The organism is Polynucleobacter cosmopolitanus, from assembly GCF_002224225.1.
GTDB classification, from domain to species: Bacteria; Pseudomonadota; Gammaproteobacteria; order Burkholderiales; family Burkholderiaceae; genus Polynucleobacter; species Polynucleobacter cosmopolitanus.
The window spans coordinates 372,738-395,319 of record NZ_NJGG01000002.1; the positions used below are offsets into that span (position 1 = coordinate 372,738).

The following is a 22,582-nucleotide window of genomic DNA, read 5'->3' on the forward strand; positions in this document are numbered from 1 at the left end:
TCCTCGCCTTATTTCCAAATATTCCAGGGTGACAAGACCCAAGCACCGACCAACAAGATCCAGAAGATCGAGATGGGAATAAATACCTTCCAACCCAAACGCATGAGTTGGTCATAGCGGTAACGTGGGAATGACGCACGCAACCAAATAAAACAAGATAAGAAGAAGAATGTCTTGGCAATCAACCAGAAAATACCTGGGATATCGCGCAAGATTGGCAAGTCAACAATCGGAGCCCAACCACCGAAGAACAAAATAGAGGTCAAAGCAGCGATCAAAATCATGTTGGCATATTCAGCCAAGAAGAACATCGCAAAGGCCATGCCTGAATATTCAATCATGTGACCAGCAACAATCTCAGATTCACCTTCAACCACGTCAAATGGATGACGGTTCAATTCAGCAACACCTGAGATGAAATAAATCAAGAACATTGGCAACAATGGCAACCAGTTCCAAGAAAGGAAGTTCAAGCCAATGCTAGCGAAGTAACCCGTTTGCTGAGACTTCACGATGTCGCTCAAATTCAAAGTGCCAGAGATAACCAACACAGCAGCCAATGCAAAGCCCATCGCAATTTCATATGAAACCATTTGAGCTGAAGCACGCATCGCTCCTAAGAAAGCGTATTTAGAGTTAGATGCCCAACCAGCCAAGATCACACCATACACACCAACAGACGTAATGGCCATCACATACAATAAACCGGCGTTCACATTGGCCAGAACCATGTCTGCTTGGAATGGTACTACTGCCCAAGCAGCAAATGCAGGAGCAATCACCATCACGGGAGCGACGATGTACAAGACCTTACTGGCCTTACTTGGAATAATGACTTCTTTGAGCAATAACTTAAGAGCATCAGCGATTGGCTGCAACAAGCCCAAAGGACCCACACGATTAGGCCCCAAACGAACGTGCATCCAACCAATGAGCTTACGCTCCCACAAAGTCAAATAAGCCACACACCCAAACATTGGAAGAACAATGGTCACAATCTTGATCAAGGTCCAAACGATGGGCCAAGCCATCTCACCGAAGAGAGCTAAACCGTGGGTGTTGATTGTCTGAATAAAGTCGGTCATACACGCTCCACAGATAATTGACCAAACATTCCACCCAATTGAGCACTGAATGCTGTGCCTGCAGAAAGTCTGACAACACCACTGGTCAAAGCACGCTCTTCTGTCACTGGCATATTCACTGAAGATCCAGCTTGAGTGACACGCACAACATCACCCTCTTTTAGTTGCAGTTGCATCATGAGATCAGTTGGCACACCCAACTTCAGTGCCTTCTTCGCATCTTGCGTCAACTGCAAAGCAGGCGCACGACGCACAATCGCATCGGTTGAATGAATCGTCACATCGGCCAAACGCTCAATCGCCGGTGTGAATGTGCTGGTGATTGCAGGAGCAGCAGATGTGGTGTTGTTTAACTGTTCAGCAAAGTTTTTAGGAACCGCTTCATCCAAAACCTCATCAGAGCTGTTGAAGTAGAAACCATCCATGCTCATCAAATTACCTAGAACACGAAGTACTTTCCAAGCAGGACGAGCTGAGCCCAAAGGCTTGACCACCGCTTGTGTGGATTGCAAGCTACCTTCTAAATTAATGAAGCTGCCAGAAGTTTCTGTGTAAGGCGTGATAGGCAACAGAACATCGACAACTTCACGAAGTTCAGCGCTGTCAAATGCCGTCATGGCAATCACCGTGCCAGCTTTTGCTAAAGCTTGCTTGGCCAATTGTGGATCTGGCAAGTCTGCGCCAGGTTCAATGTTCATCAGCAAGACTGCTTTGAGGTTTTTAGCTAACAAGCCATTGATGCCTGATGCAGAAACAGCCTTAACAATGTGTGCGCCAACGGCATTACCACCCTCAGGCAAGAATCCCAAAGTTGCTTCAGTTTGATTTGCAATGAACTGAGCGTAAGCATGTAATTGCGAGAACTGTGGATGAGCCATCGCTGCCGCACCCAAGAACACCGCTTTGCGCTCACCACTTAATAAGCTATCCGCAATGGCTTTTGCTTGTGCACTGATGGCTGCATTACTTGGAGCACTCACGCCCTTCGCTTGAGCAACCGCCGCAGCAATGCCCGCCAACTCTGCTGGCCAATTTGCTGGTGAAACTTGAGCACTGGCAGCCACTGGCATCAACCAGTCTTCGGTGCTAGCGCCTAAACGAGTGACTTTCAAACCACGCTTGGTGGCTGCACGAACTCTGGCTGCCAACAAAGGTTGATCTTTACGCAAGAAGCTACCAATGAAGAAAGCTCTTTGTAATTGGCTCACATCAGCAATCTTCATGCCCAACCATGGCGCAGTCGCCGCGCCACTCACATCTTGCGAACGCAAACGTGTTTCAGTGTTGTTAGAACCCAAACCAGTCATGAGTGTTTTAAGAAGATATAACTCCTCAACACTTGAGATTGGGTGAGCCAAAGCAGCGATGGCATCAGAGCCATGGTCTTCTTTGATGGATGACAAAGAACGTGCCACGTAATCTAAAGCAGATTCCCAGTCTGTTTCAATCCATTGATTGTCTTGCTTGACCATTGGATTTTTCAAACGGTCTTTGCTGTTCAAACCTTCATAAGCAAAGCGATCTTTATCGCTGATCCAGCATTCATTGATGGCTTCATTTTCTAAAGGCACCGTGCGCAATACTTGATTGGCTTTGGTTTGCATCACCACGTTAGAACCCATTGAATCATGTGGGCTCACAGAGCGCTTGCGCCCCAATTCCCAAGTACGCGCTGAGTAACGGAATGGCTTGCTGGTCAATGCGCCGACCGGGCAAAGGTCAATCATGTTGCCAGACAATTCTGAGTCAACGGTCTTACCAACGAATGAAGTGATTTCTGAATGCTCGCCGCGGTTGAGCATGCCCAACTCCATCACACCAGCAATCTCTTGGCCAAAACGAACACAGCGAGTGCAGTGGATACAACGGCTCATTTCTTCCATTGAAATCAATGGGCCCACATTCTTGTGGAAGACCACGCGCTTTTCTTCATCGTAACGCGATGTGGTTTTACCGTAACCCACCGCCAAGTCTTGCAGTTGACACTCACCACCTTGATCGCAAATCGGGCAATCCAAAGGATGGTTGATCAACAAAAATTCCATCACTGATTTTTGTGCCTGAACTGCTTTTTCTGAATGCGTGAACACTTTCATGCCAGGCGTTACTGGAGTTGCACAAGCAGGCAAAGGTTTTGGTGCTTTTTCCACTTCAACCAAACACATGCGACAGTTAGCCGCAATCGACAATTTCTTGTGATAACAAAAATGAGGGATGTGCGTGCCAATTTTCTTAGCCGCATCCATCACCATAGAACCCTGTTGGATTTCTACTGTTTTGCCATCAATTTCGATTTCAACCATCTTATTTTCCTGTCGATCTCTTCGAATGCTTAAACGTATGCCGGCACAATGCAGCGCTTGTGCTCAACGTGATACGCAAACTCATCCATGTAATGCTTCAACATGCCACGCACAGGCATTGCCGCAGCATCACCCAATGCACAAATTGTTCTACCTTGAATATTCGCCGCAACGTCGTTCAAAAGATCCAAGTCTTCTGGGCGACCTTCTCCGTGCTCAATGCGATTCACAATGCGCCACAACCAACCCGTGCCTTCACGGCATGGGGTGCACTGGCCACAAGATTCTTCGTGATAGAAATAAGATAAACGCAACAATGACTTCACCATGCAACGCGTTTCATCCATCACGATCACCGCACCAGAACCTAACATTGAGCCAGCTTTAGCAATGCTGTCGTAATCCATACCTGTCTCCATCATCATTGCACCTGGAACAACAGGAGCTGATGAACCGCCAGGGATCACTGCTTTGATTTTTTTACCACCGCGCATTCCACCAGCCAACTCTAAAAGAGTGGCAAAGGATGTGCCCAATGGAATCTCATAGTTACCAGGACGTTCCACATCACCAGAAATTGAGAAGATCTTTGTGCCACCATTGTTAGGCTTACCTATCTTGGCATAAGCCTCACCACCAATTTCAAAAATGAATGGCACAGCCGAGAATGTTTCAGTGTTATTGATCGTGGTTGGTTTACCGTACAAGCCAAAACTTGCTGGGAAAGGTGGCTTGAAACGTGGCTGACCTTTTTTACCTTCTAAGGATTCTAAAAGTGCTGTCTCTTCGCCGCAGATGTATGCACCCCAACCATGATGAGCATGCAATTGGAATGAAAACTCAGAACCACAAATCTTATTACCCAAGAATCCAGCGGCGCGAGCTTCTTCTAAAGCCTCTTCGAAACGAGCGTACTCGTGCCAAATTTCACCGTGAATGTAGTTGTAACCAACCGCAATACCCATCGCATAAGCAGCAATCGCCATGCCTTCAATCAAAGCATGCGGGTTATAACGCATGATGTCGCGATCTTTGAATGTGCCAGGCTCACCTTCGTCGGTGTTGCACACCAAGTATTTGTCACCAGGGAATTGACGTGGCATAAAGCTCCACTTCAAACCGGTTGGGAAACCTGCACCACCTCGGCCACGCAGACCAGAGGCTTTTACTTCAGCAATCACCGCTTCAGGTGTAATGCCTTCCGTCAAAATTCTTTTGAGCTGCGCATAACCACCACGCGCCACGTAATCTTTTAAACGCCAATTATTACCATCAAGACCCTTAAGGATCAAAGGCTGAATGTGCCGTGTGTGCAAACTGGTCATGCTGCACCTCCAGCCGCATTTGCTTTGGCTTTCAGTTCATCAATCAAAGCATCTAATTTGTCATTGCTCATGAAACTGCACATGGTTTTATTGTTCACAATCGCCACAGGCGCATCACCACAAGCACCCATGCACTCGCCCTCTTTCAAGGTGAAAGTGCCACAAGGCGTGGTCTCGTTGTAATCAATGCCCAACTTCTTCTTCAAGTACTCACCAGCACGAGTGCCGCCAGATAGTTCACATGGCAAATTGGTGCAAACAGCTAATTTGAATTTGCCAACAGGCTTGGTGTCGTACATGTTGTAAAACGTTGCAACCTCTTGAACAGCAATCGGTGGCATTTCTAAAATGGCCGCAATTTCTTCGATTGACTCAGGCGTGACCCATCCATATTGGTCTTGAGCAACCACCAATGCAGCCATCACAGCCGACTGTTTTTGATCGGCCGGGTACTTTGCAATATTGCGATTGATTTCAGCGCGAGCTTGTGGGGAAAACATATGCTCTCTTATCCTTTTAGCGGTCAATCTCGCCGAACACAATGTCCTGCGTACCAATAATCGTTACAGCATCAGCCAACATGTGGCCTTTTGCCATTTCATCTAATGCTGATAAATGCACAAAGCCTGGGGCACGGATCTTCAAACGGTAAGGTTTGTTAGCACCATCAGAAATTGCATAAATACCAAACTCACCCTTTGGATGTTCAACGGCAGCATAAGCCTCACCTGCCGGCACGTGAATGCCTTCTGTGAACAGTTTGAAGTGGTGAATCAATTCTTCCATATTGGACTTCATGTCCACACGTTTTGGACTTGTGATTTTGTGGTTATCACTCATCACTGGACCAGGATTAGCTCTTAACCATTTAACGCATTGCTGAATGATTTTGTTGGACTGGCGCATTTCTTCAACACGAACCAAGTAACGATCGTAAGAGTCGCCATTAACGCCCACAGGAATATCAAAATCTAATTTGCTGTAAACCTCGTACGGTTGCTTTTTACGCAAATCCCATTCAATGCCTGAGCCACGCAACATCGCACCCGTGAAACCAAGTTGCAAAGCACGTTCTGGTGAAACCACACCAATACCCACCAAACGCTGCTTCCAAATGCGGTTATCCGTTAAGAGAGTCTCGTACTCATCGACATACTTTGGAAATCTGGTGGTGAAATCTTCAATGAAATCCAACAAAGAACCTTGGCGGTTTTCGTTCAATTTCTTCACAGCCTTTTCACCACGAATCTTATTGGCCAAGTACTGAGGCATGGTGTCTGGTAAATCACGGTACACACCACCTGGACGATAGTAGGCAGCATGCATGCGAGCACCAGAAACGGCTTCGTACATATCAAACAAATCTTCACGTTCGCGGAAGGCATACAAGAACACCGCCATCGCGCCCACGTCCAAGCCATGACAACCAATCCACAACAAATGATTGAGCAAGCGTGTGATCTCGTCAAACATCACACGGATGTATTGGGCGCGCTCTGGCACTTCAACTTGTAATAGTTTTTCAATCGCCATCACATAAGCGTGCTCATTGGCCATCATTGAAACGTAGTCCAAACGATCCATGTATGGAACGTTTTGCACCCAAGTTCTGGTTTCTGCTAATTTTTCAGTGGCACGATGCAACAAACCAATGTGCGGGTCTGAGCGTTGAATCACTTCACCATCCAACTCCAAAACCAAACGCAACACACCGTGCGCCGCAGGATGCTGTGGGCCAAAATTCAGGGTGTAATTTTTAATATCAGCCATGATTAAGAACCGTAGCTTTCTTCGCGGATCACTCGAGGAGTTACCTCGCGAGGATCAATCGTGACAGGTTGATAAATAACTCTCTTTTGCTCTGGGTCATAACGCATTTCTACGTTGCCAGAGATCGGGAAATCTTTTCTGAACGGATGACCGATGAAGCCATAGTCCGTCAAAATACGGCGCAAATCATCATGGCCGTCAAACAAGATGCCATATAAGTCAAATGCTTCACGCTCAAACCAATTAGCTGAATTCCAGATGGGCGTTACTGAGGCCACCAATGGGTAATGATCAACAGGTGCAAACACACGTAGACGCAAACGCCAATTGTGTTTCACAGACAACAAGTGACTCACAGCAGCAAAACGAGGACCTTCCCACGTTGCGTTGTCGTACTCGCTGTAGTCAACACCACAAAGGTCCATCAACTGATCAAAGCCTAAACTTGGCTCATCTCTCAAAGTTGTTGCTACTTCCAAATAATCTTCTGAACGCACCACCAAAGTAAGTTCGCCCAAGGCCTCGTGCAAACGTGAAACTTTTTTGCCCAATACTTTTTCTAAGCGATCTTTAAGCACGGATAGAGTGTCTGACATTTCAGGCCTTTCTCGCAATCGTGCTGGTGCGCTTGATCTTGGCTTGCAATTGAATGATGCCGTACATCAAAGCTTCAGCAGTTGGAGGACACCCAGGAACATAAACGTCCACAGGAACAATGCGGTCGCAACCGCGAACCACAGAATAAGAGTAATGGTAGTAACCGCCGCCGTTAGCGCATGATCCCATCGAGATCACCCAACGTGGCTCAGGCATCTGGTCATACACCTTGCGCAAAGCTGGGGCCATCTTGTTACACAAAGTACCGGCCACAATCATCAAATCAGATTGGCGCGGTGATGGTCTGAACACAACACCGAAACGGTCCAAGTCGTAACGTGAAGCACCAGCGTGCATCATTTCAACTGCACAACAGGCCAAACCAAAAGTCATTGGCCAAAGAGAACCTGTTCTCGTCCAGTTAATGAGCTTATCAGCCGATGTGGTGACAAAACCTTCTTTTAAGATACCTTCAATAGCCATGTTTTATCGTCACTCCCAGTTAAGGGCGCCCTTCTTCCAGATGTAGGCAAAGCCAATCACGAATTCCAACAAAAAAATCAGCATCGATATGTAGCCAGCCCAACCAATTTCAGACAAGGCCACGCCCCAAGGGAATAGAAATGCTGTTTCTAGGTCAAACAAGATAAAAAGAATGGCGATCAAGTAGTAACGCACATCAAATTTCATGCGCGCATCTTCATATGCGTCAAATCCGCACTCGTAAGGAGAGATTTTTTCAGCGTCGGGCTTATTCGCTCCGAGCAATTTGCCAAGGCCCATGGGAGCCAAGCCAACACCAATCCCCACTAGGATGAATAGTAAAACGGGAAAATAAGCTTCTAAGTTCAAGAGCGTTCCAATTCGTAACTCTAAGTATCACTTACATATTTTCACTAATTGGTCTTGCAGCTTTCTGACAAGCGACAAAACCCCCTGTTTGGTGCCGTCGGCGAGACTCGAACTCGCACAGCTTACGCCACTACCACCTCAAGATAGCGTGTCTACCAATTCCACCACGACGGCATACGGTAAAACCCTTAGATTTTAGCTTATTGCCGATTTTCTAGAGGAGTTTTTTAAGCTTTTTAGGGCTTATCTTGGGACACTTTGACCAGATCCGGTCACTGGAGCGACTGGTGAACCTGGCGCAGCTGTTGCTGGCGCTGGAACTTCAGCAGCTGGGGCTGTCACAGGAGCGCTGGTACCTGATAGAACACCTGCGTTTTGTGACTTGGTTGAACCAAATAAAGTGATTCCCAAAGTGGACAAGAAGAAGATTGTGGCAAACACAGCCGTCACGCGTGACAAGAAGTTGGCTGAACCCGCAGCACCGAACAAGCCGCCTGAAGAACCACCACCAAAAGCTGCGCCCATATCGGCGCCCTTACCTTGCTGAATCAGAACCAAGGCAATCACACCAATCGCAGAAATGATCTGCAGCACAACCAATATAGTCTTTAACAATTCCATCTAAGTCTCCAAAAACAAATTTATTTACATGCTTGGCATAAAGCCAAAAAATCTTTTGCATTCAACGATGCACCACCCACCAAACCACCATCAATATCTGGCATCGCCAACAAATCTTTAGCATTATCAGGCTTTAGGCTGCCGCCATACAAAATTGCCACTTTTGAGGCTGCTTCATCATCAAATTTAGCCAGCTGCAAACGCAACTCTCTGTGCACATCTTGAGCCTGAGCCGGGGTAGGCACTTTTCCAGTGCCAATCGCCCAAACAGGCTCATAAGCAATGACGCAAGACGCAATTTGGCCTTGTAGCAAATCTAAAACAGCCTGTAACTGACGGCGCACAACGGTCAAGGTTTTGCCGTCATCGTGTTCAGCCTCTGTCTCACCCACACAAATGATGGGAGTGATGTTGGCTTGCAAGCAGGCTTTTGCTTTTCTGGCCACCAAGCCATCACCCTCTTGATGAAATTGACGACGCTCAGAGTGACCAACAATCACATACTGACAAGCAAAATCTTGCAACATTTTTGCACTGACGTCGCCCGTGTATGCCCCATTAGGATGATCAGAAACATCTTGGGCGCCACAAGCAATGGATGACTTGGCCAATAATTGGCTGACTTGCGATAAGTATGGATAAGGCACACATAAACCAGTGCGCACACCTTGCAGATTGGCTAAAAAATCTTTGCTGCTCAATAACTCTTCAATGAGTTGCTGATTGGCAGCCAAGCTGCCATTCATTTTCCAGTTGCCAATGATGGTCAAGGGTCTCATTAAAGTCTCGTTTAATTAACAGTTAATACTATCTTACCAATGTGCTGACTTGATTCCATCAATTGATGGGCCTTAGCAGCAGCCTCTAATTCAAATACTTCATGTATCACTGGTCTGATCTTTTTAGACTCCAGCAATGGCCAAACGTACGCTCTCAATGACCTTGCAATCGCACCCTTGAAATCAACCGATCTAGATCTCAAGGTTGATCCAGTGATGGTCAAACGTCTACGCAAAACTTGACCCACATCTACTTCTGAAATTTTACCGCCCTGATTAGCAATGATCACAATTCGGCCATCATCTGCTAAACAATTAATTTCTCTACCCACATAAGGGCCTGCCACCATATCTAAAACAACGTTGGCACCTTTGCCTTTTGTAAAGGATTTAACTTCTTCAACAAAGTCTTGGGTACGGTAGTTCACCGCCAACACTGCCCCCAACTCTTTACAGGCAGCAGCTTTTTCATCACTTCCTACAGTCACAAGCACATCATGGCCCAAAGCAGTCACCAACTGAATGGCTGCGACACCAATGCCACTGCTGCCACCATGAACCAACAAGGTTTCTTTGCCTCGACCATCCAAGCCTAAACGCCCACGATCAAAGACATTGCTCCAAACCGTGAAAAACGTTTCCGGAATACTCGCTGCTTCAACATCCGACAACCCCATAGGCACTGGCAAGCATTGCGCCAATGGAGCGATGCAATACTCCGCATAAGCACCACCAACCACCAAGGCACAAACCCGACTACCCACTTCAAAACTAAAAAAGTTATCAGGGTGTGCGATGTCACCACCAATGATTTCACCGGCCAATTCCAAACCAGGTAAATCTGTTCCACCAGGAGGGACAGGATAGAAGCCTTGACGTTGCAAAACGTCAGGACGGTTGACCCCTGCAGCTCTGACTCTGATCAACACTTCACCAGAACCAGGAAGCGGTAAGACCAAATCAGGTCTTACCACCGCCTTTAAAACTTCAGGGCCACCATAATGGCTGATTTCAACAGCACGCATGCCGTCTTAGCTCAGATTATTGCTGTTGCTGTTCAGCTTGGTCTGCAGGTGCAGCATCAGCTTGAGGTGCAGCACCGTTCAAAGGAGCAATGCTTGTTCCTTCATCAGCACACGCAGCCTTCAATGACAAACGCAAACGTCCGCGCTCATCAGCAGCCAATAACTTCACGCGCACAACTTGACCTTCTTGCAAGTAATCTTTCACATCTTTCACACGCTCATTGGCGATTTCTGAAATATGTAACAAACCATCTTTACCTGGAAGAATGTTGATCAAGGCACCGAACTCTAGCAACTTCACCACTGGGCCTTCGTAGATCTTGCCTACTTCAGCTTCAGCTGTGATGCCTTCAATGCGACGCTTCGCTTCTTCCATGCCTTCAGCACTTGTTGAAGCAATCGTTACAAGACCATCATCAGTGATATCAATGCTAGTACCAGTTTCTTTGGTCAAAGCCTGGATTGTTGCGCCACCCTTACCAATCACTTCACGGATCTTGTCTGGATGAATCTTGATTGTCACCATGCGTGGAGCGTGCTCAGACAACTCTGTGCGAACGCCACTCATGGATTCTTGCATCTTGCTCAAAATGTGCAAACGGCCTTCTTTAGCTTGGGCCAAAGCAACCTGCATGATCTCTTTCGTAATACCTTGTACTTTGATATCCATCTGCAATGCAGTGATACCGTTTGATGTACCAGCTACCTTGAAGTCCATGTCGCCCAAGTGATCTTCATCACCCAAGATGTCTGTCAAAACAGCGAAACGATTGCCATCCAAAATCAAGCCCATCGCTACACCAGCCACGTGGGCCTTCACAGGAACACCAGCATCCATCATCGCTAAACAGCCGCCACAAACAGAAGCCATTGAAGATGAACCATTTGACTCAGTGATTTCTGAAACAACGCGCAAGCTATAAGCAAACTCTTCTGCACTTGGCAAAACTGGAATCAAAGCACGCTTAGCTAAACGACCGTGACCGATTTCGCGACGCTTTGGGCTACCTACACGGCCTGTTTCGCCAGTAGCGAACGGAGGCATGTTGTAGTGGAACATGAAACGATCACGTTGCTCACCCTCTAAGGCATCAATGATTTGCTCATCGCGTGCCGTACCCAAAGTTGCAACCACCAAACCTTGTGTCTCACCACGAGTGAACAATGCAGAACCGTGAGTGCGTGGCAATACGCCTGTGCGAATTTCAATTGGACGAACAGTGCGTGTATCACGACCGTCGATGCGTGGCTCACCGTTCAATACTTGACTACGAACAATCTTTGCTTCGATGTCAAACATGATGTTGTTAGCTTCAACTTCATCAAATTCACCATCTTCAGCCAACTTGGCCATGACATCTTTTGTCACTTCTTTCAACTTAGTTGAACGAGCTTGCTTTTGACGAATTTGATACGCTTCACGCAAACCAGCTTCAGCCAATGCAGTGACCTTAGCAATCATTGGCTCATTCTTTGGAGCTGCTTGCCAATCCCACTCAGGCTTACCACCTTCGCGCACCAAATCATTGATCGCATTGATCGCTGTTTGCATTTGCTCATGACCATAAACAACCGCGCCCAACATGATCTCTTCAGATAATTGATAAGCCTCAGATTCAACCATCAACACAGCAGATTGAGTACCAGCAACGATCAAATCTAATTGACTTGTGGCTTGCTCAGTGCGTGTTGGGTTCAACATGTATTGACCATCTTTGTAACCCACGCGAGCCGCGCCCACTGGGCCATTGAATGGAATGCCTGAAACAGCCAAAGCTGCTGAAGCACCAATCAATGCAGGGATGTCGGCAGGTACGTCTGGGTTGATCGATACCACATGAATCACCACTTGCACTTCGTTCAAGAAACCTTCTGGGAACAAAGGACGCAATGGACGATCGATCAAACGAGAAATCAGTGTTTCACCTTCTGAAGGACGACCTTCACGACGGAAGAAACCACCAGGAATCTTACCGGCAGCGTATGTCTTCTCTAAATAATCAACTGTGAGTGGGAAGAAGTTTTGACCTGGCTTGGCATTTTTTGCGCCAACCACTGTAGCCAAAATCACTGTGTCATCCACATCAACTAAAACTGCACCACCTGCTTGGCGAGCGATCTCACCAGTTTCCATACGAACAGTGTGTGAACCCCATTGAAAACTTTTTACTACTTTATTAAACATCGTCATTTATGTATATCTCCAATCAACATTTGCCATAGAAAATCAGCGCTATGGCAGCACTGGAGCAATTAGGGGCTATGCGGAGTAAGGATGCCATTCCAAAGAAAGGCTTAGAGAGAAGAGTTAACCTGTCTTTGGAATGACACGGGTCCTGTACTGCGAGCAGCCACCGACCGCTCAAAACGATAATGCCTGCCAAAGTCAAACTGAGGCAGGCATTGTCGGAATTACTTACGTAGACCGAGCTTATCAATCAAAGCGCGATAACGATCAAAATCTTTTGACTTCAAATAGTCGAGCAAACGACGGCGACGGCTAACCATCTTCAACAAGCCACGACGGCTGTGGTGATCTTTAGCATTTGCTTTGAAGTGAGGTGTTAAATCATTGATGCGAGCAGTTAACAAAGCAACTTGAACTTCAGGACTGCCTGTGTCATTTGCTGCACGTGCGTTATCTTTAACAATAACGGCTTTATTAGCTGTAAGAATAGCCATTTTTAAACTCCATACTTGCGAACAAACGAGCTTGAGATTCAATAAATATTGGTCTCTGACCCGATATGTCGTGCGAATTGTTGAAAAAACCCAGAAGTTATTGATTTGCTTTTTACTGATTAAAGAAATCAAAGACTTCGGCACTTTTTGGGAAATTCCCAGAAAGTGCCGAAATTATAGCCTATTTGGCCTCAAACAGCCATTTGAGCGTTCAATTTCTGTTGAGCCGGGTCGTATAACTTGTTCAAAGCTGCCAAATAAGCCTTGGCTGAAGCAGCCACAATGTCCGGATCCGTGCCAACGCCATTCACAATCCGCCCACCCTTGGCAAGACGCACCGTGACCTCGCCCTGAGACTCAGTTCCAGTCGTGATTGCATTGACCGAATACAACAACTGCTCAGCACCACTTTTGACCTTCGATTCAATCGCGTTCAAGGTTGCATCTACTGGGCCATTGCCTTCAGCCTCAGAAGTGAACTCTTCTCCACCAGATTTGAAAATAACTTTGGCAAATGGGCGCTCCCCAGTCTCAGACCTTTGTGACATTGAGATAAAACGATAGTGGTCACTAGCCTCTTCAGCATTATTGCCCACAATTGCGGTGATATCTTCGTCAAAAATCTCTGCTTTTTGGTCAGCCAAGGTCTTGAATCTAGAGAAGGCATCGTTCATTTCTGCCTCAGACTCCAACTCGATACCCAATTCTTGCAAACGCTGTTTGAATGCGTTTCGGCCAGACAATTTGCCCAAAACAATCTTATTGGCTGCCCAACCCACATCTTCTGCACGCATGATTTCATAGGTATCACGAGCTTTCAAAACGCCATCTTGGTGAATACCTGAGGCGTGGGCAAACGCATTAGCACCAACCACTGCTTTATTTGGTTGAACCACAAAACCTGTGATTTGAGAAACCATCTTAGAGGCTGGCACGATTTGAGTTGTATCAATGCCCACGGACAAATCAAAGTAATCTTTGCGGGTTTTGATCGCCATCACAACTTCTTCTAAAGAAGTGTTGCCGGCGCGCTCTCCCAAACCATTGATGGTGCATTCAATTTGACGAGCTCCACCGATCTTCACGCCCGCCAATGAATTAGCGACACCCATGCCCAAGTCATTGTGACAATGCACCGACCAAATGGCTTTATCAGAATTTGGAATGCGCTCACGCAAAGTTTTGATGAAGTTGCCATAAAGCTCAGGAACAGCATAACCAACCGTGTCAGGCACATTGATGGTTGTGGCACCCTCTTTGATCACAGCCTCAAGCACGCGACACAAGAAATCCACTTCAGAGCGGTAACCATCTTCTGGTGAAAACTCAATATCGTTGGTGTGATTACGAGCAAAGCGCACAGCGGCTTTGGCTTGCTCGAACACTTGATCGGGTGTCATGCGCAACTTCTTTTCCATGTGCAATGGCGATGTGGCGATGAATGTGTGAATGCGCTTAGAGTTAGCACCCTTCAAGGCATCAGCAGCTCGGCCGATGTCTTTTTCATTGGCGCGGGCCAAAGAGCAAACAGTCGAATCCTTGATGACTTGAGCGATCGCATTGATCGCCGCAAAGTCTCCATCAGAGCTGGCAGCAAAGCCTGCCTCAATCACGTCCACTCGAAGACGCTCAAGCTGTCTTGCAATCCTGACCTTTTCATCTTTGGTCATTGAAGCACCGGGTGACTGCTCACCATCTCTCAAAGTGGTATCAAAAATAATCAATTTATCTGTCATGACTCGCTCCCGAACTAACTAAATTTACTAAATAAAAAACCCCAGCAGGACTGGGGTTCGTGTTGTTTGCTTTGACTCTAAGTGTTTAAGCGTGCACCGACCCCAGGTTTTGACCTAGTCCTAAAAGTAGCAGCAGTGACAAACTTGTATTCATAAACTCCAATATACACAAAAAATGAATTAATTGTTAGAAAGCATATCTGAAGCTTTTTTCTTGCGCAAGACAATTTTTTGCCATACCCAAAAAACATAGCCCGAGATCGCATAAGCCACAAACAAACCAAATAAAGCCACGGGCGGATCGCTGGACACCAAAACAAAACCCAAGATGATCAGAATCATGACGCCAAAGGGTGCTCTGTAGCGCACATCCAATGCTTTTCCACTGTAGAACATGGCATTTGAGACCATCGTGATACCCGCATAAATAGTCAAAGCAAACATCACCCATGGCAATGCCAGCTCCTGAACATGCAATTTATTATCCACAGCCAACCAAACAAAACCTGCAATCAAAGAAGCAGCAGCAGGGCTTGGCAAACCCTGGAAAAATCGTTTATCAACCACAGCGATATTGGTATTGAATCGTGCCAAGCGCAAAGCAGCTCCTGCACAGAAAACAAATGCAGCCAACCAGCCCCACTTGCCCAAATCTTTTAAAACCCACTCATAAGCAATCAAAGCGGGTGCCACGCCAAAAGAAACCATGTCAGTGAGTGAGTCGTACTGTTCACCAAAAGCACTTTGGGTATTGGTCATACGAGCGACACGACCGTCCATACCATCCATGACCAAAGCCACAAAAATCGCAATCGCAGCAAATTCAAAACGCTGGTTCATGGCCTGGACAATGGCAAAGAAACCGCAAAATAAATTAGCGGTTGTAAAAGCATTCGGCAATAAATAGATGCCACGGTTACGTGGTCGACCGAGATTCTCTTGATCAGGGCCAGCCCAATCATTGCGACGCAAAGGCGTCACATTACTGGGTAAATTTTTGGTTAATCTTGTTTTTCTACGTCGAAATGTCGTCATAGACTACTTTTTAGTCCAATCCAGGCAATTTGGCTAGTACCGTGCTGGTTGCAGATACTTTGTCGCCAACACTGACCAATGGCTCTGCAGTCAGAGGCAAATACACATCCACTCTTGAGCCAAAACGGATAAAACCATAACGCTCGCCCTTTTTAAGCTTATCGCCTAAATGTGCGTAGCAAAGAATTCTGCGAGCAATCAAGCCAGCCACCTGAACCAAAGTGATGGTTTGACCATTGGCATCAATCACCACAGCATTGCGTTCATTTTCTGTGGATGCTTTATCTAAATCAGCATTCACAAACTTACCTGGGAAATACTCAATGCGCTTGATCGTGCCATTCACAGAAGAACGATTGGAATGCACATTGAAGACGTTCATGAAAACACTGATCTTGAGCGCTTCACGATTGGCGTATGGATCAAATCCCTTTTCAACAATGATGACTCGACCATCCGCTGGCGATAAAACAGCATCTTTGGTCAAAGGAATTGGACGACCCGGATCTCTGAAAAACTGCACCACAAAAATAAAAATAATCCAGAAAGGCCAAGACCATGCCCACCCTGCGGTGGAATGAATCACGAACAATACAAAACCCGCGATGGCCACATGTGGCCAACCTTCTTTTGCAATGATTGGATGCGGGTAATGAACTGCCATGTTGTCTCTCTTTCTGGATCTTTTTATTTGTTTAACAACTGATCTTAGTTCTTGCTTTGATCAACTAACTTGTTCTTAGCAATCCAAGGCATCATCGCGCGCAACTTAGCACCAACTACTTCGATGTCATGCTCAGCGTTCAAGCGACGACGAGAAATCAATGTAGGAGCACCTGCTTTGTTTTCCAAGATGAAGCTCTTTGCATACTCACCAGTTTGAATATCTTTCAAACACTGACGCATTGCATTCTTAGTATCTTCAGTCACAACACGTGGACCAGTCACATACTCACCGTACTCAGCATTGTTTGAGATTGAGTAGTTCATGTTGGCGATACCACCTTCGTAGATCAAGTCAACAATCAACTTCAACTCGTGCAAGCACTCGAAGTAAGCCATTTCAGGAGCGTAACCAGCTTCAACCAAAGTTTCAAAACCAGCTTTGATCAACTCAACTGCGCCGCCACAAAGAACAGCCTGCTCACCGAACAAGTCAGTTTCAGTTTCTTCACGGAAGTTTGTTTCGATGATGCCAGCACGGCCACCGCCGTTGGCTGTTGCATATGACAAAGCTACGTCACGTGCTGAACCAGTTGTGTTTTGATGAACAGCGATCAAATGAGGAACGCCACCACCTTGTGAATATGTGCCACGAACCGTGTGACCTGGCGCCTTAGGAGCAACCATGATCACATCCACGTCTGCACGAGGAATCACTTGACCGTAGTGAACGTTGAAGCCGTGAGCAAATGCCAATGCAGCGCCTGCCTTGATATTTGGAGCAACTTCTTTGTTGTACACCTCAGCGATTTGCTCATCCGGCAACAACATCATCACAACGTCTGCGCCTTTAACAGCTTCAGCCACTTCTTTAACTTGCAAACCTGCGTTCGCAGCTTTATTCCAAGAAGCACCACCTTTGCGTAAACCAACAGTTACTTTCACACCAGAATCATTCAAGTTCTGTGCGTGGGCATGACCCTGTGAACCGTAACCAATGATTGTTACTTGCTTACCTTTGATCAAAGATAAGTCTGCGTCTTTATCGTAAAAAACTTTCATGCTATTTCCTATGTAATTTCAGTTTGTTGTTTGTTAAAAAGTTATACCTTCAAGATACGCTCACCGCGACCAACTCCAGAGCAACCAGTTCGGACTGTTTCCAAAATGGCACTGCGGTCTGTGGCCTCAATGAATGCATCTAATTTACTGCTGTCTCCAGTCAGCTCGATGGTGTAAGACTTATCGCTGACATCAATGATACGACCGCGGAAAATGTCCGTAATGCGTTTCATCTCTTCGCGCTCCTTACCAACAGCTCTGACCTTGATCAGCATGAGCTCGCGCTCAATGTGAGGACCATCAGTCAAATCGATCACCTTCACCACCTCAACGAGGCGATTCAAGTGCTTGGTAATTTGCTCAATGACGTCTTCAGAGCCCACTGTCACAATCGTCATGCGTGACAAAGATGGATCTTCTGTAGGAGCCACTGTTAATGTTTCAATGTTGTACCCGCGAGCAGAAAACAAACCAACCACGCGTGATAACGCACCTGGCTCATTCTCTAAAAGAATAGAAATAATGTGGCGCATCAGAGTTCCTCGCTTCCTAAAAGCATTTCAGTAATGCCTTTACCAGCCTGAACCATCGGCCAAACGTTTTCTGTTGGGTCTGTTTGGAAATCCATGAACACAGTTCGATCTTTCATTTTGAATGCTTCACGAAGTGCTGGCTCAACATCAGATTTCTTTTCAATGCGCATACCCACGTGACCAAAAGATTCCGCCAACTTCACGAAGTCGGGCAATGAATCCATGTACGAACTTGAGTAACGCTTGTTATAAGTCAACTCTTGCCATTGACGAACCATGCCCAAATAACGATTGTTCAAAGAAACAATCTTGATCGGTGTGTCGTACTGCTTGCAAGTTGATAACTCTTGAATACACATCTGAATAGAACCTTCACCAGTGATGGTGACAACTTCATTGTCAGGGAATGCTTTTTTGATACCCATGGCGTATGGCAAGCCAACACCCATGGTGCCAAGACCACCAGAGTTGATCCAACGACGTGGCTTATCAAATTTATAGAATTGCGCAGCCCACATTTGATGCTGACCAACGTCTGAACAAACGAAGGCATCACCTTTGGTGAGTTCCCAAATTTTTTCAACCACGTACTGTGGTTTAACAATTTCAGAATCACGGTCAAAACTCAAGCAATCTTTTTTGCGCCACTCATTGATCTGTGACCACCAAGCATCCAACTTAGCTTTGTTCTTCAATGGACCAGCAGCCTTGATCATGGCAGACATCTCAACCAATACTTCTTTGAGATCGCCAACAATAGGCACATCAACCTTCACGCGTTTTGAAATCACTGAAGGGTCGATATCGATGTGGATGATTTTTCTAGGCACACTCGAAAAGTGCGCAGGATTACCAATCACGCGGTCATCAAAGCGAGCACCGATGGCGATCAAGACATCGCAATGCTGCATGGTCATATTGGCTTCATACGTGCCGTGCATACCCAACATGCCCAAGAAACGTGGGTCTGTGCCAGGGAATCCACCCAAGCCCATCAAGGTATTGGTCACTGGATAATCAAGCAAATCAGCAAACTGCTTTAGCTCAGGTGCTGCGTCTGAAAGAATCACGCCACCACCTGTGTAGATGTATGGACGCTCAGCTTCAAGCAACAAACTGATGGCCTTGCGAATTTGACCACTGTGACCTTTGTTCACAGGGTTGTATGAACGCATGTTCAATTCAGCTGGATAGTTAAAGCGTGCTTTTTGGAAAGACACGTCTTTAGGAATATCCACCACCACCGGACCTGGACGACCAGTTCTGGCAATGTGAAAAGCTTTTTTCAAAGTCAAAGCAAGATCTGCAGGATCTTTGACCAAGAAATTATGTTTAACGATTGGACGAGTGATACCAACGGTGTCGCACTCTTGGAACGCGTCTTCACCGATGGCAGCCGTAGGTACGTTGCCAGTGATGATCACCATTGGGATTGAATCCATGTAAGCAGTCGCAATGCCTGTCACAGCATTGGTCACACCAGGACCTGAGGTCACTAATGCAACACCGACATTACCTGTGGCACGCGCATAGCCATCGGCAGCGTGAACGGCTGCTTGCTCATGACGCACCAAGATATGCTCAAACTTATCTTGTTTGAAGATCTCGTCGTAAATAAATAAAACTGAACCGCCTGGATAACCCCAGACATATTCCACACCTTCAGCATGAAGGGCTTGTACCAAGATTTCAGCGCCAATCATTTCTGGGCCGTCTTGGTTTTGATTGTTACTAGCAGGGTTCAAAAGTTCCGCGCTGTTGTTATTTGCATTCATTTTCTATAGTCCTTTGCAATTTTCGGCAAAAAATTGTTTGGGCTACTCTGGCTCCGTGCTTATGGCTCGGGTTCGAGTGGCGGTCGCTTAAATCCGGGAAAAAACCATCTTATGAAAGGTCCGGCAAGTCGAACCTAGGATTTTAGCCTATAAAGCCTTATTAGGGGTGGGTTTGTGAAGCGTTGTCTAATAGAGGTCATGGCTTCCGCAAAAGAACTGTCCGACTTCCTCAAAGGAGTCGAGGCAAAATCCTTCAAACGTACCGTATTCTCTACGCGGGACGAGGATGCAGCCTTGGATATCGTGCAAGACAGCATGATGAAACTGGCTGAGAAGTATGGCGACCGCGATGCTGCAGAACTGCCCTTGATTTACACCCGAATTCTTCAAAACACGACCTTGGACTGGTTCCGTCGTCAAAAAACCCAAAATACCTGGATCAGCCTCTTCTCATCCATGAGGGGTGGCAATAAAGATAATTTGGATGACTCTGATTACTCAGATCCTCTTGAGTTCCTTGATTCTTCAGAAGAAAATTTAGGTTTTGAGGATGGCGCGACGATTTTAGAGCGTCAACAAGTGATCAAAATCATCGAAAATGAGATTTCAAAACTACCTTCACGTCAACGCGAAGCCTTCCTCATGCGTTATTGGGATGATCTGGGCATTTCTGAAACAGCCAAATTAATGGCTTGCTCAGAGGGTAGCGTGAAGACACACTGCTCTCGAGCATGCTCTTTTTTGGCGAAAGCCCTTAAAAAACAAGGATTTAAATTGTGAGTAAGCACTATCAAACCCCTCAAGTCGATGGCAACCAAGAGTTGCAAGTGGCTCTTCTTACCCGCGATTTACTCAATGAAGGTGCTGCAAATCTGCCAGCACACATCTCAAATCGTCTTGAAAATGCCAGAAAACTGGCTTTGGCAGCAAAATTAGAAGAGCGCAAACCATTCTGGTCATACAACTGGGTTAGAGAAGGTTTTAATAACTCAAGTTCAACGACTTCAGACTGGCGCAACCGTGCAATGGGTGCATTTGGTGCTGCCCCGATCTTGGCTTTGGCCTTTGGCATTGTCTTGATCTCGAATTGGCAACAAGATGAGCGCATCTTGGATATTGCAAAAGTTGATAGCGCTATTTTGGTTGATGCAGTGCCACCTAACGCCTACAAAGATGATGGTTTTGTCAGATACTTGATCACCAACGGCAAAGACTTGGCGATTGAACAAGACAAGCAAGAGAAACAAGCCAAACAAGAGGAAGAAGAAAAGATCTGATCATGTCTTTTTCATCATTCTTTCGATCTTTTTCAAACATGAAATGCCAAAACCGGTATATCTGTTTAAGTCGCTGTTTGATTGCTCATATCACTGTTTTTCTTGTGATCTTTTTAGCCTACCCTTTGGTGGCCAATGCTCAAAACTGGTCAGCCCTCAATGAGGATCAACGTTTGATCTTGGCACCGCTCGAAGAAGATTGGTCGAGCCTCACTGTTGCTCGTCAAAAAAAATGGGTGGATGTGGCGAATCGCTATCCATCAATGTCTGATACCGAAAAAAGTACCTTGCAGTCTCGCATGTCAGAGTGGGCTAGTTTATCGACCCATGAGCGCCAGCGTGCCAGAGATAATTACCTTCGCACCCTGAATATTTCTGCTGAGAAAAAAGCGGCTGCTTGGGAAAGTTATCAGCAACTATCCGCTGAAGATAAAAAATTATTGGCGCAAAAAAGAGCTCAAACAACTAAACCAAGCGCAGTCACTTCACCAACGCTAAAATAGCGTTTGTGAAAGAATCTAATCAGTTCATCCCTCTTCCCGCAAGTTACCTCAGGTCGCTACCAGCGCCAACCATCAAGCGTCGCATTGCTTTGAATCTTTATGAGATGTTGGTGTTGTTTGGAGTGTTGGCTTTCACATTCCTGGTGCCACACTTGATCATTGGAGTTTTGTTCGAGGTCACAGCACCCTCTGCCATTCTGATGGCTCATGTTTACCTGGTGCTGGCTTTTTACTTCATGTGGTACTGGACGAAAACAGGACAAACACTTGCCATGCAAACTTGGCGCATTCAGTTGGTAAATGTTGATGGTGCGATCATGAAACGTTCGCAAGCATTGATGCGATTTGCAATTGGCTCACTGTGGTTGATCCCAGCAGCCCTATTACTTTTCATCAATATCAAAATGAATCCAACCGCCAGCATGGGTGGCTCAGTTTCAATTATTTTCTTTTCAATCACTTTATTTTTGTGGCCTCTATCAGCGATCTTAGATAGAAAGAATCGCCAATCGATTCCTGATCGCTGGTCTGGCACTCGCCTGGTTCAATTACCCAACACGATTCCTCATCCAGTCAGCAGTAGTAAAGAATGATTGCATCAGGCGTTCAAACAGAATGCCGTTAATGCCAACATCTTTCATCGCTTGGCGCATGCATTGCAACCACTGATCTCTTTCAGAAATACCAATTGAGAATGGCAAATGCCTGGCCTTGAGTCTTGGGTGTCCGTATTGCTCAACAAATAAATCTGGGCCTCCCATCCAGCCACTCAAGAACATGAATAACTTTTCTCTGGATGAAGTGGAATCAGCAGGATGCATGAGCCGTATCCCCTGATAATTTTCTTCTAGATCCATCAGGTCGTAAAAACGATTGACCAACTCACGCAGCTTCTCAGCCCCGCCAATCAATTCATAAGTGGTTTGTTCTTGTGACATATCTTTATTTTATTCTTGATT

At 46.2% G+C, this 22,582-nt stretch carries 24 protein-coding genes and 1 tRNA gene; 4 read left to right on the forward strand and 21 right to left on the reverse strand.

From position 1 onward, the window contains the following. Positions 1-8: 8 nt before the first annotated feature. The 20 genes from nuoH to AOC33_RS07520 all read right to left on the reverse strand — a co-directional run bounded on the left by nuoH (position 9) and on the right by AOC33_RS07520 (position 19,843). Positions 9-1,085, reverse strand: coding sequence for an NADH-quinone oxidoreductase subunit NuoH (gene nuoH / locus AOC33_RS07425; protein WP_089516344.1), 1,077 nt, complete (start codon positions 1,083-1,085; stop codon positions 9-11). Then, entirely contained in the window at positions 1,082-3,388 is a 2,307-nt protein-coding gene (gene nuoG, locus AOC33_RS07430) for an NADH-quinone oxidoreductase subunit NuoG (RefSeq protein ID WP_089516346.1), read from the reverse strand. Before nuoG ends, nuoH begins: the two co-directional genes overlap by 4 nt. Before the next feature lie 29 nt (positions 3,389-3,417). Beyond that, on the reverse strand, positions 3,418-4,713 hold the full coding sequence (nuoF, locus tag AOC33_RS07435) for an NADH-quinone oxidoreductase subunit NuoF (protein ID WP_089516348.1): 1,296 nt from the start codon (positions 4,711-4,713) through the stop codon (positions 3,418-3,420). Next, positions 4,710-5,213 (reverse strand): NADH-quinone oxidoreductase subunit NuoE, encoded by a 504-nt coding sequence (nuoE, locus tag AOC33_RS07440; RefSeq protein WP_089516350.1) that lies wholly within the window; start codon positions 5,211-5,213, stop codon positions 4,710-4,712. Before nuoE ends, nuoF begins: the two co-directional genes overlap by 4 nt. Positions 5,214-5,229: 16 nt before the next feature. Beyond that, positions 5,230-6,483 (reverse strand): NADH-quinone oxidoreductase subunit D, encoded by a 1,254-nt coding sequence (locus tag AOC33_RS07445; RefSeq protein ID WP_089516352.1) that lies wholly within the window; start codon positions 6,481-6,483, stop codon positions 5,230-5,232. A gap of 2 nt (positions 6,484-6,485) precedes the next feature. Further along, positions 6,486-7,079: an NADH-quinone oxidoreductase subunit C gene (locus AOC33_RS07450; protein ID WP_089516354.1), complete on the reverse strand. Its 594-nt coding sequence runs from the start codon at positions 7,077-7,079 to the stop codon at positions 6,486-6,488. A gap of 1 nt (position 7,080) precedes the next feature. After that, positions 7,081-7,563, reverse strand: coding sequence for a NuoB/complex I 20 kDa subunit family protein (locus AOC33_RS07455; RefSeq protein WP_089516355.1), 483 nt, complete (start codon positions 7,561-7,563; stop codon positions 7,081-7,083). Between the two features lie 9 nt (positions 7,564-7,572). Then, positions 7,573-7,932: an NADH-quinone oxidoreductase subunit A gene (locus AOC33_RS07460; RefSeq protein ID WP_089516357.1), complete on the reverse strand. Its 360-nt coding sequence runs from the start codon at positions 7,930-7,932 to the stop codon at positions 7,573-7,575. Between the two features lie 89 nt (positions 7,933-8,021). Beyond that, positions 8,022-8,106, reverse strand: a tRNA-Leu gene (locus tag AOC33_RS07465). A gap of 69 nt (positions 8,107-8,175) precedes the next feature. Continuing rightward, positions 8,176-8,553, reverse strand: coding sequence for a preprotein translocase subunit SecG (gene secG / locus AOC33_RS07470; protein WP_089516359.1), 378 nt, complete (start codon positions 8,551-8,553; stop codon positions 8,176-8,178). A gap of 20 nt (positions 8,554-8,573) precedes the next feature. Beyond that, on the reverse strand, positions 8,574-9,332 hold the full coding sequence (tpiA, locus tag AOC33_RS07475; protein ID WP_089516362.1) for a triose-phosphate isomerase: 759 nt from the start codon (positions 9,330-9,332) through the stop codon (positions 8,574-8,576). Positions 9,333-9,343: 11 nt separating this feature from the next. Next, positions 9,344-10,357, reverse strand: a complete 1,014-nt coding sequence (locus AOC33_RS07480) for an NAD(P)H-quinone oxidoreductase (RefSeq protein WP_089516364.1) — start codon at positions 10,355-10,357, stop codon at positions 9,344-9,346. Between the two features lie 16 nt (positions 10,358-10,373). Beyond that, on the reverse strand, positions 10,374-12,548 hold the full coding sequence (gene pnp, locus AOC33_RS07485) for a polyribonucleotide nucleotidyltransferase (RefSeq protein ID WP_089516366.1): 2,175 nt from the start codon (positions 12,546-12,548) through the stop codon (positions 10,374-10,376). A gap of 221 nt (positions 12,549-12,769) precedes the next feature. Continuing rightward, positions 12,770-13,039, reverse strand: coding sequence for a 30S ribosomal protein S15 (rpsO, locus tag AOC33_RS07490; protein WP_089516368.1), 270 nt, complete (start codon positions 13,037-13,039; stop codon positions 12,770-12,772). Positions 13,040-13,230: 191 nt separating this feature from the next. Next, entirely contained in the window at positions 13,231-14,775 is a 1,545-nt protein-coding gene (locus tag AOC33_RS07495) for a 2-isopropylmalate synthase (protein WP_089516369.1), read from the reverse strand. Between the two features lie 180 nt (positions 14,776-14,955). Next, positions 14,956-15,810: a CDP-diacylglycerol--serine O-phosphatidyltransferase gene (gene pssA / locus AOC33_RS07500; RefSeq protein WP_089516370.1), complete on the reverse strand. Its 855-nt coding sequence runs from the start codon at positions 15,808-15,810 to the stop codon at positions 14,956-14,958. Between the two features lie 10 nt (positions 15,811-15,820). Further along, positions 15,821-16,474 carry a phosphatidylserine decarboxylase gene (locus AOC33_RS07505; protein ID WP_089516371.1) on the reverse strand — a complete coding sequence of 218 codons (654 nt, stop codon included), beginning with the start codon at positions 16,472-16,474 and terminating at the stop codon, positions 15,821-15,823. A 44-nt stretch (positions 16,475-16,518) separates the two neighbouring features. After that, the gene (ilvC, locus tag AOC33_RS07510; RefSeq protein ID WP_089516372.1) at positions 16,519-17,535 is read right to left on the reverse strand and encodes a ketol-acid reductoisomerase; all 1,017 of its coding nucleotides are present in this window, start codon (positions 17,533-17,535) and stop codon (positions 16,519-16,521) included. Between the two features lie 41 nt (positions 17,536-17,576). After that, entirely contained in the window at positions 17,577-18,068 is a 492-nt protein-coding gene (ilvN, locus tag AOC33_RS07515; RefSeq protein ID WP_089516373.1) for an acetolactate synthase small subunit, read from the reverse strand. Next, positions 18,068-19,843, reverse strand: coding sequence for an acetolactate synthase 3 catalytic subunit (locus tag AOC33_RS07520; protein WP_089516374.1), 1,776 nt, complete (start codon positions 19,841-19,843; stop codon positions 18,068-18,070). Before AOC33_RS07520 ends, ilvN begins: the two co-directional genes overlap by 1 nt. A gap of 198 nt (positions 19,844-20,041) precedes the next feature. On the opposite strand from AOC33_RS07520, the gene AOC33_RS07525 reads away from it, so the two are divergent. The 4 genes from AOC33_RS07525 (at position 20,042) to AOC33_RS07540 (ending at position 22,216) form a co-directional block, all read left to right on the forward strand. Continuing rightward, positions 20,042-20,623 (forward strand): RNA polymerase sigma factor, encoded by a 582-nt coding sequence (locus AOC33_RS07525; RefSeq protein ID WP_089516375.1) that lies wholly within the window; start codon positions 20,042-20,044, stop codon positions 20,621-20,623. Beyond that, positions 20,620-21,120: a DUF3619 family protein gene (locus AOC33_RS07530; RefSeq protein ID WP_180738120.1), complete on the forward strand. Its 501-nt coding sequence runs from the start codon at positions 20,620-20,622 to the stop codon at positions 21,118-21,120. The genes AOC33_RS07525 and AOC33_RS07530 overlap by 4 nt, the downstream gene beginning before the upstream one ends. A 77-nt stretch (positions 21,121-21,197) precedes the next feature. Next, positions 21,198-21,623, forward strand: coding sequence for a DUF3106 domain-containing protein (locus AOC33_RS07535; RefSeq protein ID WP_180738121.1), 426 nt, complete (start codon positions 21,198-21,200; stop codon positions 21,621-21,623). A gap of 5 nt (positions 21,624-21,628) precedes the next feature. Next, a complete protein-coding gene (locus tag AOC33_RS07540) occupies positions 21,629-22,216 on the forward strand; it encodes an RDD family protein (protein WP_245835636.1) in 588 nt (195 codons plus the stop codon). On the opposite strand, the gene AOC33_RS07545 is transcribed toward AOC33_RS07540, so the two are convergent. After that, positions 22,172-22,561 carry a group II truncated hemoglobin gene (locus AOC33_RS07545; RefSeq protein ID WP_089516378.1) on the reverse strand — a complete coding sequence of 130 codons (390 nt, stop codon included), beginning with the start codon at positions 22,559-22,561 and terminating at the stop codon, positions 22,172-22,174. The two genes, AOC33_RS07540 and AOC33_RS07545, sit on opposite strands and share 45 nt — an antisense overlap. Positions 22,562-22,582 lie beyond the last annotated feature (21 nt).